Annotated in this window: 10 protein-coding genes; 5 read left to right on the top strand and 5 right to left on the bottom strand. The window is 71.6% G+C overall.

Annotation, left to right across the window (positions count from 1 at the left end):
* Window position 1 precedes the first annotated feature (1 nt).
* Window positions 2-838 carry an LLM class flavin-dependent oxidoreductase gene (locus ACFY3D_RS02390; protein ID WP_350947429.1) on the top strand — a complete coding sequence of 279 codons (837 nt, stop codon included), beginning with the start codon at window positions 2-4 and terminating at the stop codon, window positions 836-838.
* 24 nt (window positions 839-862) lie between these two features.
* Here ACFY3D_RS02390 and ACFY3D_RS02395 read toward each other — a convergent pair whose 3' ends face one another.
* The 3 genes from ACFY3D_RS02395 to ACFY3D_RS02405 form a co-directional block, all read right to left on the bottom strand.
* A complete protein-coding gene (locus tag ACFY3D_RS02395; RefSeq protein ID WP_389973823.1) occupies window positions 863-2,083 on the bottom strand; it encodes a hypothetical protein in 1,221 nt (406 codons plus the stop codon).
* Between the two features lie 284 nt (window positions 2,084-2,367).
* Window positions 2,368-5,349 (bottom strand): bifunctional [glutamine synthetase] adenylyltransferase/[glutamine synthetase]-adenylyl-L-tyrosine phosphorylase, encoded by a 2,982-nt coding sequence (locus ACFY3D_RS02400; RefSeq protein WP_389974353.1) that lies wholly within the window; start codon window positions 5,347-5,349, stop codon window positions 2,368-2,370.
* Window positions 5,350-5,607: 258 nt separating this feature from the next.
* Window positions 5,608-6,318, bottom strand: coding sequence for a type 1 glutamine amidotransferase (locus ACFY3D_RS02405; protein WP_389973825.1), 711 nt, complete (start codon window positions 6,316-6,318; stop codon window positions 5,608-5,610).
* 238 nt (window positions 6,319-6,556) lie between these two features.
* Between ACFY3D_RS02405 and ACFY3D_RS02410 the strand changes: the two genes are divergently transcribed.
* Window positions 6,557-7,438 (top strand): alpha/beta hydrolase, encoded by an 882-nt coding sequence (locus tag ACFY3D_RS02410; RefSeq protein ID WP_389973828.1) that lies wholly within the window; start codon window positions 6,557-6,559, stop codon window positions 7,436-7,438.
* Between the two features lie 35 nt (window positions 7,439-7,473).
* Here ACFY3D_RS02410 and ACFY3D_RS02415 read toward each other — a convergent pair whose 3' ends face one another.
* Together ACFY3D_RS02415 and glnA are read right to left on the bottom strand one after the other, a co-directional pair.
* Window positions 7,474-8,208, bottom strand: coding sequence for a hotdog fold domain-containing protein (locus tag ACFY3D_RS02415; RefSeq protein WP_350947425.1), 735 nt, complete (start codon window positions 8,206-8,208; stop codon window positions 7,474-7,476).
* Between the two features lie 262 nt (window positions 8,209-8,470).
* A complete protein-coding gene (glnA, locus tag ACFY3D_RS02420) occupies window positions 8,471-9,832 on the bottom strand; it encodes a type I glutamate--ammonia ligase (RefSeq protein WP_350947424.1) in 1,362 nt (453 codons plus the stop codon).
* A 196-nt stretch (window positions 9,833-10,028) separates the two neighbouring features.
* Between glnA and ACFY3D_RS02425 the strand changes: the two genes are divergently transcribed.
* The 3 genes from ACFY3D_RS02425 (at window position 10,029) to ACFY3D_RS02435 (ending at window position 12,588) form a co-directional block, all read left to right on the top strand.
* Complete coding sequence (locus tag ACFY3D_RS02425) at window positions 10,029-10,910, top strand: hypothetical protein (protein ID WP_389973831.1); 882 nt, start codon at window positions 10,029-10,031, stop codon at window positions 10,908-10,910.
* A 35-nt stretch (window positions 10,911-10,945) separates the two neighbouring features.
* Window positions 10,946-11,491, top strand: coding sequence for an EF-hand domain-containing protein (locus ACFY3D_RS02430; RefSeq protein WP_350947422.1), 546 nt, complete (start codon window positions 10,946-10,948; stop codon window positions 11,489-11,491).
* A gap of 149 nt (window positions 11,492-11,640) precedes the next feature.
* A complete protein-coding gene (locus tag ACFY3D_RS02435) occupies window positions 11,641-12,588 on the top strand; it encodes a terpene synthase family protein (protein WP_389973834.1) in 948 nt (315 codons plus the stop codon).
* The last annotated feature ends 131 nt before the right edge of the window (window positions 12,589-12,719 follow it).

Below are 12,719 nucleotides of genomic sequence, written 5' to 3' on the forward strand. Positions count from 1 at the left end.
CATGCGTCTGGGTGTCATGTTCGACCGCGACCTTCCCCCCGAGTCGCTCGTCCCCTTCTGCCGCCATCTGGACGCGGCCGAGGTGGACGACGTCTGGGTGGTGGAGGATCTCGGCTGGACCGGGGCGATCTCGTCCGCGGCCACCGCGCTCGCCGTCACCGAGCGCCTGCGGGTGGGCATCGGGATCACCCCCGCTCCCCTGCGCAACCCGGCACTGCTCGCCATGGAACTGGGCAACCTGGCCCGTCTGCACCCCGGCCGGCTCGCGGCCGGCATCGGGCACGGCGTCCAGGACTGGATGCGCCAGGTGGGTGCCCTCGCCCCCTCCCCGCTGGCGCTGCTCGGGGAGACGATCACGGCGGTACGCGGGCTGCTGCGCGGTGAGACGGTCACCCTGGAGGGCAGGGCGGTGCGACTCGACGGGGTGCGTCTGGTGCATCCTCCCGCCGTCGTGCCGCCGGTGCTGGCCGGGGTGCTGCGGCCCCGCTCGCTGGAGCTGTCGGGACGGGTGGCGCAGGGCACGATCCTGCCCGAGGGCGTCGGCCCCCGGCAGATCGAGGAGGCCCTGAAGCTGACCGGTGAAGATGATCACGAGATGGTGGTCTTCGTCAACCTCTACATCGGCGACGACGCCGCGACGGTCACCGCCCTGGCCGAGGGGTCCGCCGGGTTCCTGAAAGTCGCCCCCGACGAGGTGGTGATGGCGGTGGGTTCCGCCGAGGAGGCGGCCGACCAGGTCAGGTCACTGTGGGAGGCGGGTGCCCGCACCGTCGTGGTCCGCCCGTTCGGACCCGACCCGCTCCCCCAGGTCGATCTTCTGCTGGCCGAGCTCCGCTAGCGCCGGACAGCGGCTGGACCGAGGCTAGGAACGACTGCCCCGTACGCCGGTGAGGCGGCGCAGGACGTCCCACCAGAACGAGGCGCCGAACAGCAGCGCGACCATGGTGAGCAGGTAGCCGGGCCAGTGCCCGAGGGTGATGAGCCGGTCCCACCAGGCTTCGCCGTTCCAGTTGAAGGACGGGTCGGCGGAGCCGTCGGGCGGGATCGTGATGCTCACGATCGCGTGGTCGAAGATCTTGACCAGCGCCGGGGAGCTGAGGGACTCGGTCACGCACTGGTACGGCTCGGCGAGGCCGGCCTCGCTGCCCGCGCACTTGTCCTTGAGGGCCGTGTAGCCGTCGTCGCCGCCCGCGATGGCGCTCACCCCCGCGCGGTAGGCGTTGTCGCGCAGCAGGGTCTTGCCGTACTCCAGCGCGTCCATGCTGAACGCCAGCGTCAGGACCACTCCCAGCACGAAGACCACCCACTTGACGTAGCGGGCGTAGAGCGTGGACAGGCGCTGCATCTCCCCGTTGAACCAGTCCTCGACCCCCTTGCGGAACCTCGGCAGATCCCGCTGCGCGCCCTCCCAGACTCCCTTGAGGTGACCCGCGAGAGGGCTGTTGATCGCCTCCAGCTTCGCGAGCAGGCCGTCGATCCCCCCTTCCTCGGCGGCGACCAGCTCCATCACCGCGCCGGAGAACCGCGCGGGCGGGATGTTGGCGATGCTGGTACGGGAGCCCTTGGGGTGGTCGATCTCCTGGAGCCGCTCGTACAGCCGCGCGGTCATGTCGACCGACGGTTCCGACCTCCCGTCCGCCGAGAGGCCGGACGAACCAGAAGAGTCGGAGGGGCCGAGGGACCCGCCGGCACCCGCCTCCCCGGTGGCCTCCCCCGGGGCGATCCCCTCGGCGATCTCCGCCGAGACCTTCTCCCTGGCCTGCTCCGCGGCGAGGACGGCCGCGGGGTCGACCCGCATCGGCTCGACGACCGAGGGCGCGGGGTCGGAGCTGTGCACCGGGCGCGGATCGTCCCTGGAGAAGGGCAGCCTCGCGAAGACGTCGGCGATCTTCGACGGGATCCACGACCTGCCGTCCTCCGAGCCGTCCAGGGTGTCCCTGAGGTAGGCCCACAGGAACTTACTGCGGATCCCGAGCAGCCGGACGAAGGCCTCGTTGATCCCGCTCACCAGGAGCGACAGGAGCAGGAAGGCGAGGATCAGGCCGATGGCCAGATCAATGTAAACGGATATCAAATGGATCACCCGGACCGTTGATACACGCCCGTCCCAGGCGGCGCAACGCGATCACCCAAACAGGTTGGTTTTCGTGATCGGGGAACACGCGAACGAGCGGTTCTCCCCTTCGGTGCGGGCCGGTCCCCGATCCGCACCGAACACGCCGGCCCCCGGGAACTCCGGACAGACCGGCCCTCCGGAGAAGGCCGGGGAGGACCGGGGAAGAGCGGCCTTCGGAAAGGGCCCCCGGAGGGACCGGTCCTTCCGATCCGACCGGAGCCGGACCCGAAGGACCCGGAGAACCGGGTGGATCAGTCCTCGTAGAAGACGCGCTCCACGACCCGGCGGGCACGGCGGGTGACGCGGCGGTAGTCGTCCACGAAGTCCTCCGTACCGTCGGGCGGGTAGCCGAGCGCGCGGGCGAGGAGCGTGCGCTCGCGGGCGTCCACCGGGATCGCGTCGGAGGCGCGTCCCCGCACCGCGACGATGGCGTCGCGGATGCGCGAGGCGAACCGCCAGGCTTCGGCGAGCACGGCCTCGTCGGCCTCGGCCAGCAGGCCCTCCGTGACCGCCGCGCTCAGCGCCTCCAGGGTGCGGGTGGTGCGCAGCGACGGCCGCTGTCCCGCATGGCGGAGCTGGATGAGCTGGGCCACCCACTCCACGTCGGACAGCCCGCCGGGACCGAGCTTGGTGTGCAGGGCGGGGTCGGCGCCGCGCGGGAGGCGTTCGGCCTCCATCCTCGCCTTGAGCCTGCGGATCTCCAGCACGGCCGCGTCGGAGATGCCCCCCTCCGGGTAGCGCAGCGGGTCGGCCAGGTGCAGCAGCCCGATACCGAGTTCGGCGTCCCCCGCGGAGAAGCGGGCGCGCAGCAGCGCCTGCGACTCCCACGGCGACGACCACCGCTCGTAGTAGGCGGCGTAGGAGGCGAGGGTACGGACCAGCGGCCCCGCCTTGCCCTCGGGACGCAGGCCGGGGTCGATGAGCAGCGGTGGGTCGGGGGCGGGCAGGGCGAGCAGGCGGCGCAGCTCGTTGGCGACCTCGAACGCCGTCTCGGTGGCCTCGCGTTCGGACACGCCCTCGCGCGGCGAGTGGACGAACATCACGTCGGCGTCGCTGCCGTAGGAGGACTCGATCCCGCCCAGGCGACCCATCGCGATCACCGCGAACCTCGTGCCCAGCGGGGTGCGGCGCTCCATCTCGACCTTGTCGATGGCGGCGTCCAGCGCGGCCTGGATCGTCACGTCGTTGAGCCCGGACAGCGTCTGGCCGACCTCCTCGATGCCGATGATCCCGGAGAGGTCGGCGACGGCCGTGCGGAGCAGTTCCCTGCGGCGCAGCGCCCTGACCGCGGCCACCGCGCCCTCGGCGTCCCCCGGATGGCGGGCGACCACGGTCCGCGCCTCGGACAGCACCGCCTCGACGGGTCTGGGGGCGAGTTCCGTGTCCGAGCCGAGCATCGCGACCGACTCGGGGGCGTTCATCAGCAGGCCCGTCACGTAGCGGCTGGTACCGAGCATCTTGGCCAGGCGCGACGCCACGGCGGTCTCGTCGCGGAGCAGCCGCAGGTACCAGGGGGTGGAGCCGAGCTTGTCCGAGACCTGGCGGAAGCCGAGCAGGCCGGCGTCGGGGTCGGGGGCGTCGGCGAACCAGCCGAGCATGACCGGCAGCAGGGTCCGCTGGATCGCGGCGCGGCGGGAGACGCCCGTGGTCAGCGCGCTGATGTGGCGCAGCGCCCCGCCGGGGTCGGCGTAGCCGAGGGCTTCGAGGCGGGCCTTGGCCGCGGCCGTGGAGAGCCGGTCCTCCGACTCGGGCAGCCGGGCCACGGCCTGCAGCAGCGGCCGGTAGAACAGCTTCTCGTGCAGGCGCCTCGCCTCCATGGCGTGCCGCCGCCACCTGGTGGTGAACTCCCCCACCGGGTCGGCGGTCATGCCCAGGCTCCGGCCGAGGCGGCGCAGGTCGGCGTTGCCCTCGGGCACCACGTGCGTGCGGCGGAGCCGGTGCAGCTGGATCAGGTGCTCGACCTGGCGCAGGAAGGTGTACGCCTCGGCGAGGGCCTTGGCGTCGTCCCTGCCCACGTAGCCGCCGCGGGAGAGGGCGCCGAGCGCGGGCAGCGTGGCCCTGCGGCGCAGCAGCGGGTCGAGGCGGCCGTGGACGAGCTGGAGCAGCTGCACCGCGAACTCGATGTCGCGCAACCCACCAGGCCCGAGTTTCAGCTGACGGTCGGCCTCGCCGCTGCGGACGTGGGCCTCCACCCGGCGGCGCATGGCCTGGACGTCCTCGACGAACTTGTCACGGGTGGCGGCCTGCCAGACCATCTCGTTCATCGCGGCGACGTACTGCTCGCCGAGTGCGGTGTCGCCCGCGACCGGCCGCGCCTTCAGCAGCGCCTGGAACTCCCAGGTCTTCGCCCAGCGCCGGTAGTAGGCGAGGTGGCTGGCGAGGGTGCGGACCAGCGGCCCGGCCTTGCCCTCCGGGCGCAGCGCCGCGTCGACCTCCCACAGCGCGCCCTCCGGCGTGCTGGTCGAGCAGGCGCGCATCATGCCCTGGGCGAGCCGGGTGGCGAGTTTGATCGCCTCGTGCTCGTCGAGGGAGCTGTCGGATCCCTCACGCGGCTCGGCCACGAAGATGACGTCGACGTCGCTGATGTAGTTGAGCTCGCGCGCCCCGCACTTGCCCATGCCGATGACGGCCAGTCTCACCGCCCCCGCCTCAGGGTGCTCGGACCTGGCGACGGCGAGCCCCGCCTCCAGCGCGGCCCCCGCCAGGTCGGACAGCTCGGCGGTCACCTCCGAGAGCGAGACGACCCCGGTGACGTCGCGGGCGGCGAGATGGAGCAGACGGCCCCGGTAGGCGGCGCGCAGCGCCGACAGGGTGGCGGTGGAGGCGTCGACGGCGACCGGCTCGGGCTCGTCCGGCTCGGCGCCGACCGCGAGCAGCAGCTCGGAGCGGAGCTCATCCTCGGTCGGACGCTCCACGGCCGACGCCCCGCCGAGCGTGCGCCAGTGGTCGGGGTGCCTCACGACGTGGTCGCCGAGCGCGGCGCTGACGCCGAAGACGCCGATCAGCCGCTCGCGCATCCCGGGGTCGGCCCGGAGCGCTCCAAGAACGCTGGGATCCTGTTCGGCCAGCCGGTTCAGCGAGGTGAGCGCCAGGTCGGGATCGGCTGCGGCGACCAGCGAGGTCAGCAGGTCGATGTCACCGACGGCCTCCGGCCCCAGTTCGTCGAGCAGTCGCTCGGCCCTGGCACCGTCGGCGAAGCCGAGTCTCGCCAGGCGTCCGGCGGTCGTCTGCATCCGGGGCACGGTTTCCACCGACCCTCCATGGTCCTCGATCACAAGCACGGGTGCCCTTCCTCAATCCCTACCCCGAGCGATCAAAGGTGCACGCTCCCACACTCGCATGGGCCTCGCTTCCCCGGCGAACCGGGAGGGGCGGTGCATCTGCTTCCGGGTCCCCACCCTGGTCCGCATCCCAGCGTTCGGAGCGTCGCCGCACAGGTTAATCCTGAAACTGTGCGACGTCGTTAGCGGATTCGGAACGTAATCGCGCAGTCACGCGGTTTGGACGGCGATGACGACGGCTGCGAAACGTTCGGCGAGAGGTCTCCACGCGTCGACCAGGTCGTTCCTCGCCTCCTTCACCCGCGTGTTCAGCTCCTCGACCGAGTGGCCCAGGCCGGTCAGGGTCTCGGCCGATCCGGCCGTCCAGTCGACGAAGATCTCCGGGGTGGCCTCGGGGTGAAACTGCACCGCCCAGGCGTTCTCCCCCAGCCGGTACGCCTGGTTGGGGTACGGGTCGCCGGTGGCGAGCGGAACCGCGCCCGGGGGAAGCTCCGTGATCGCGTCGCGGTGGTACTGCACGGCGAGCGAGGGGCCGAGACCGGCGAACAGCCGATCCGTTCCGGCCGCGGGAAGAGGGACGACCTCGGTCACGCCGACCTCGAGTCCGTACTCCCCGCGCTCGACGGCACCGCCGCAGGCGAGCGCCATGAGCTGTGCCCCCAGGCAGATCCCCAGGGTCGGCACGCCCCGCTCGACGCAGACGCGGATCAGGTCACGGGTGGCGGGCAGCCAGGGACACCTCTCGTCCTCCCAGGCCGCCGCCTCGCCACCGAGGACGATCAGTCCCCCGGTGATCCGCTCGGGCACCGCCTCGCCCAGGTAGGGGCGGACGACCTCGCAGACGGCCCCGGCCTCGGACAGCCATCCGGCGAGGAACCCGAGCCCCGCGTCGGCCTCGTGCTCGATGACGGTGATCCTCATACCGTAATTATGGGTTGACATGGGCACGAGACGGTCACAGCGGCAGGGAGATGCGAGATCACCGCGCTCCCTGCCGCCCGTACGTGGACCGTGCGCCGGCCGTATGCCGAGCCCGTACCACCGCCCGTGCTGTCGGCCCTGTGTTCGGCGGGGACATTGACCTCGGACGCGAGTACCCGCCACCTTGGCATCAGCCCCGCCGGAACCGAAGGCGAGGCTCCACCCGCAAGGAGAACCGATGAATCCCGTCCTGAGTGATGTCGAGGTCCCCGGCGGCGCGTTGCGCGTCGCCCGGTTCGGCACCGGGTCCCGCGTGATCGTGGCGGTGCACGGCATCACCGCCTCGCTCATGGCCTGGGCCGGCGTCGCCCGCAGGCTCCCCGCCGAGTGGTCGCTGGTCGCGATGGACCTACGGGGCCGCGGCCACAGTGCCGGGCTCCCGGGCCCGTACGGCCTGGCCAGGCACGCCGAGGATGTGAACCTCGTCGCCCGGTCCGTGGGCGCCGAGTCCGACATCGTGCTCACCGGTCACTCGATGGGCGCCTACGTCGCGGCCCTCGCCGCCGCGGGGCACGACTACGCCAGGGTGGTGCTGGTCGACGGCGGACTCCCGAGACCGCTGCCCCCCGGCGCCGACCCCGACGCGGTGCTGGAGGCCACGCTCGGCCCGGCCATCGCCCGGCTGGACCAGACCTTCCCCGACGCCGACGCGTACGTGGACTTCTTCAAGGCCCACCCCGCCTTCGCCGACGCGTGGACCGAGGAGGCGGAGGAGTACGTCCGCTACGACGCGTCGGGGCCGGAGGGCACAGAGGGCACAGAGGGCACGGTGCGCTCGCGGGTGCGGCGGGAACCGGTCCGCGAGGACGGCCGGTGGATGCTCACCGAGGGCGAGACGGTCGACGCCGCGCTGCGCGCGATCACCTCGCCCCTGTCCCTGCTGCGCGCCCCGCGCGGACTGCTGAACCAGCCGGTCGGCTTCATGCCCGACGAGCTGGCGGCCGCGTGGACCGGATGGCTGCCCGCGCTGGAGGACGAGGTGATCGACGACTGCAATCACTACACGATCCTCTTCGACGACCGCTGCGCCTCGCTGGTCGCCAAGCACCTCTCCCGCTGAGCCCTCGGCGCCGACCCGCGCCGCCCGAGGCCGGGTCAGCCGGTCTTGGCGGGAGTGATCCAGGTGGCCTTGGCCGCGGCGACCAGGGTGCCGTCGGCCTCGTAGACGGCGCTCTCGCCGAAGAGCTTGCGGCCCTCGCGGCCGGTGGCGCGGGCCACGACGGAGTAGATGCCTCCGGGGTAGACCCGGCGGTGGATCCGTACGGTCAGACGGCCGAGCAGGGCGAACTCGCCGGGTCCGAAGTGCGCCCAGCCGGTGGGGCAGTCGAGGGCGGCCCAGACGACCGTGTGGGGGACGGTGCCGTCCGCCTCGGTGATGGTCATCGGGACCCGCCAGCCGGCGGCGATCAGGTCGGTGCCGGGCACGGGACCCGGGAAGATCCGCAGGCCGTCGCCGGGGGCGCGCAGGCCGCACGCGAAGCAGCCGGGGAAGGCGTGCTCGACGAGACCGGCGAAGCCGACCTCGGCCCGCGCGGCCTCGGTGAAGGGCACGAAGTCCGGGACGTCGAACTCCTCGGCGACCGTGACGGCCTCGACGAGGAGCCTGTCGCCGTGGGTGAGGGTCGCGGTGTTGGCGAGGTGGCGCAGGGAGAGCTCGGTGTCCAGTGGCGTGGGTGCGTGCAGCGTGACCTCGATGGCCGAGTCGTGCCGGGCGCCGTGCAGCGCCTCCGAGACCGTGCCCGCGATCCAGCCGCCGTTCGCGGACCCCTCGGGACCACGGAAACGCGCCGGAACGGTGAGCACGGTCTGCAGCTCGGACGTCATTGTCATGCCGCACCTCCTGTCGCCTTTATGGCGATCGATCCTCATAAATCACGTTAATTGGACCGACCGATTTTATCGGACTGCTTGTACATACAGCCAACTCGGGTTCGATGACGCGCTCGTTAGCCGCGAGTAACACCGGTATGACGTTCGGCGGGCGCTCCCGGATCGCCCGCCGTGACGACCACGGCGGGCATCCCGGGCGCATGCCTCACGGGCACGGCGGACGCCCCGGAGGCCCACCGGGCCCGTGAGATCGTGACCGCGGTCAGAGGACCGGCAGGTAGCGGCCGAGCTCGAATTCGGTGACCTGCCTGCGGTATTCGTTCCACTCGGCGCGCTTGTTGCGCAGGAAGTAGTCGAAGACGTGCTCGCCGAGGGTCTCGGCGACGAGCTCGCTGCGCTCCATGACCGCGATCGCCTCGTCGAGCGACTGGGGCAGCGGCTGGATGCCCAGCGCCCTGCGCTCGGCCGAGGTGAGCGCCCACACGTCGTCCTCGGCACCCGGGGGCATCTCGTAACCCTCCTCGATGCCCTTCAGCCCGGCCGCGAGGATCACGGCGAAGGCGAGATAGGGGTTGCAGGCGGAGTCGAGCGAGCGGAACTCGATGCGGGTCGAGCCGCCCTTGTGCGGCTTGTACATCGGCACCCGGACGAGGGCGGAGCGGTTGTTGTGACCCCAGGAGACGTAGCTCGGGGCCTCACCGCCCGCTCCGGCGATCGCCTCGGCGCCGCCCCACAGCCGCTTGTAGGAGTTGACCCACTGGTTGCAGACCGCGGTGATCTCGGCGGCGTGCGTGAGCAGGCCACCGATGAAGGAGCGGCCGATCTTGGAGAGCTGGTAGTCGGCACCGGGCTCGTAGAAGGCGTTGCGGTCGCCCTCGAAGAGCGACATGTGGGTGTGCATGCCCGAGCCGGGGTACTCGGTGAAGGGCTTGGGCATGAAGCTCGCCCAGATGCCCTGCTCCAGCGCGACCTCCTTCATCACCAGGCGGAAGGTCATGATGTTGTCGGCGGTGGTGAGCGCGTCGGCGTAGCGCAGGTCGATCTCCTGCTGGCCGGGGCCGCCCTCGTGGTGGCTGTACTCGACGGAGATGCCCATCGACTCCAGCATCATGATCGCGTTGCGCCGGAAGTCGTGGCCGGAGCTGTGCGGGGTGTGGTCGAAGTAGCCGCCGCCGTCGATCGGCTCGGGGCGCTCGGCGCCCTCCGGCCGGCTCTTCAGCAGGAAGAACTCGATCTCAGGGTGGGTGTAGAAGCTGAAGCCCATGTCGGAGGCCTTCGCCAGGGTGCGCTTGAGCACCCAGCGCGGGTCGGCGTGCGAGGGTGAGCCGTCCGGCATGAGGATGTCGCAGAACATCCGGGCCGCACCCGGCGTCTCGCTGCGCCACGGAAGGATCTGGAAGGTCGACGGGTCGGGCTTGGCGAGCATGTCCGACTCGTAGACCCGGGCGAAGCCCTCGATGGCCGAGCCGTCGAAGCCGATGCCCTCGGCGAAGGCCCCTTCGAGCTCGGCCGGGGCGATGGCCACCGACTTCAGGAACCCGAGCACATCGGTGAACCACAGCCGGATGAACCGGATGTCGCGCTCCTCAAGGGTACGGAGAACGAACTCCTGCTGGCGGTCCAAGGCTTCTCCTTCATTGCCGACGTGCCGCAACACGCCTAGTGGTCTCCCAGTTTGCCCTCTCAGTGTTTCGCACACGTTACGAGGAAGAACGGTGAGATGTGGCACAGGGACCGTCGCGCCTCCACACGCCCGTCCCTCTCTCCTCTTACAGTGTGCGACCGGAGCCGCTGGGAACCCGGTCCGGGGGGAGACGACGATGACGCGTACCGAGGTCCACCGACCACCGCACGCGGTCCCGCCACCGGCCAGGCTCGCCGAACGCCTCGCGGCGCTGGCGATGCCCTGCCCCGTCCACCCGTCGATACACCTGGTCGAGGCCGCGACCTCCGACTGGGCGCGCACGTCGGGCCTGGACCCCGATCCCGCCGCCGCCCGGCTGGCCGGACGGGCGTTCGCCCGTTGCGAAACCGGCGCGGTGACGCGGCTCGCCCGCTGGCTGACCTGGATGTCGTGCCTGCGGCGGGCTCCCGAGGCCCTCACCCCGGTCCTCGCCGTGGCCGCGGGCGGCGAGCCGGGCCGGGCCCCGCTGGAGCGGGCCTTCTCCGGTCTGTGGACGGCGTGCGCGCCGGAGATGGGCGACGCCTGGCGCGAGCGTTTCACGGCCGGGCTCACCGCCCAGCGCGAGGCGCTCCTCTCCCCTGGGACGACCTCGGCCGAAGATCGTACGCGGTCGCCCGTGGACGCCTTCGGCCGCTACCTGTTCGACCTGGTGGAGCCCTGCCTGGGGGTGGAGGTGCCCGCTCCGGTGTGGCGGAGCACGCACTGGCGGGCGCTCGTCGAGGTGAGCGGCGAGGTGGCCGCCCGGTGTGAGGAGGCGGTGGCCGGACCGGGCCACACGGGCGCCATTTCTCTGGAACGCTCCAATTCCGGGGCGGAAGAGTGGAAGATCGACGGGGTCGCCACCCGCATGGAGGAGCTGTGGACGGCCGCCCGCGCGATCCCGGCGCTCGTGGAGCGGCACGACCTGGGCTTCACCGCCGGCCGCGAGGCGACGCGGGTGGCATGCGCTTTCTTGACCATCCCGAGGGCCTACCTGGAGTGGCTGCTGGAAACGCCTCGCTATCGTCACTTGGCGTAACTGTTCTTCTTCGATGAGTAATGCTGGAGTAAGCGATGAGCACCACGCTCCTCAACCACAAGCTCGACCGTGCCTTCGGGCATATGGACGTCGACGGCGACGGATCGATCGAGCGCGAGGACCTTCTCGGACTCGGCGCCCGGATCCTCGTCGGCTTCGGCGAGGCGCCGACCTCCCACGCCGGCAGCAGGCTCGCCCAGGGCTTCGAGGAGATCTGGCGGACCCTCGCCGCGGAGATCGACACCGACGGCGACGGCGTGATCTCGTCCGAGGAGTTCCGCGCCGGCATGACCTCGGCGTTCGTCGAGGGGGACCGGTTCGACACGGTGTTCGCGCCCGCGGCCGAGGCGTTGGCGGGGCTGTGCGACACCGACGGGGACGGGGCCGTGGGGCCGGACGAGTTCTGGATCATGATGGCCGCGTTCGGCACCCCGCGCGAGGACGTGCGGGCCACCTTCGAGCGGCTCGACGGCGACGGTGACGGCGTCGTGTCCGTGGGCGAACTGGTCGAGGCGACCCGGCAGTTCTACACGAGCGCCGATCCCGACGTGGTCGGCAACTGGCTGTTCGGTCCGCTCTAGTGGCCCTCATCCCGACGTTCGGCGATCCTCTGACCCGTCCCCGACCCCACCCACAGCCCTTGTCATCCTCGACGCACCTTTCCCCGCCTCCTTCCCCCGTCCCACCGGCCGGACCGCGGAGACCCGCCGGGCCGCCGAGGTCCTCCGGGGTGGCCGCGGCCCTGCTGCTGCCCCTCACCGAACTCGTGCCGGTGATGTCGGCGCCGTGCCCGATGCACCCCTCGATCGACCTGATCGGCGCCGAGCTCGCCGTCTGGGCCCGCGCGGTGGAGCTCGAACCTCCCCCCGGCGCCGGATTCGAGCGGATGGCCGGCCGCGCCTTCTGCGGATTCGGCGTGGAGTCGGCGCTGCTGTTCGCCAAATGGCTGACCTGGCTGTTCCACTTCGACGACGAGTGGGACGAGAAACCCGCCGGGCGCGCGACCGAGATCGTCAAGGACACCTTCGCGCGGCTCGACCTCGTCGCGCGTTCCCCCGCCCACGCCTCCTCGCCCGTCGAGCTGGCCTTCGGCGACCTGTGGAAGGCCACCACCGAGCGGATGAGCACCCGCTGGCGGCACCGGTTCCTGGCCGGGCTGGCGGCCCAGGGCGAGGCCTGCCGTACCGAGGCCGAGAACCGGTGCGCGGGCCGCGTACCCTCCCCCGCGGAGTACCCGCGGCTGCGGCGGGGCACCGCGGGTCCCTATCTGTTCGACCTGGTGGAGCCCTGCCTGGGGACGGAGGTGCCCGCGGGGCTGCGCGAGAGCACGACCTGGCGGACGCTGGTGGACGCCTGCAACGACGTCACCGCCTGGTGCAACGACGTCGCCTCGCACCACAAGGAGCGGGCCAACGGTGACGTGCACAACTACGTAACGGTCGCCGCGACCGCGTTCGGGCTCTCCGACGCCGACGCCGTCGCCTGGGTGAACGACCGGATCGCCGCCCGCGCCGAGGACCTGCGGACCTCCGCGCGCCGGCTGCCGACACTGTTCGACCGGTTCGGGTTCTCGACCGGCCAGGCCAGGGACATCAGCAAGGTCGCGTGCGCGTTCCTCACGGCGCCGAGGGCCCAGCTGGAATGGCTGCTGGAGTCCAGCCGGTACGACGTACCCTGACCGGCCGCCTCCGGGCGGATCCGCCCGGGGGCCCGCGGGCGTCGTACGGTGCCCACCGGCGTTGAGTATTCGTTGATTGAATTGCGGTCTTCGCCGGTTAAGGTCCTTTTAAGCACGAAATGAAGGGCCGA

The organism is Streptosporangium sp. NPDC000509, assembly GCF_042898365.1.
GTDB lineage: Bacteria > Actinomycetota > Actinomycetes > Streptosporangiales > Streptosporangiaceae > Streptosporangium.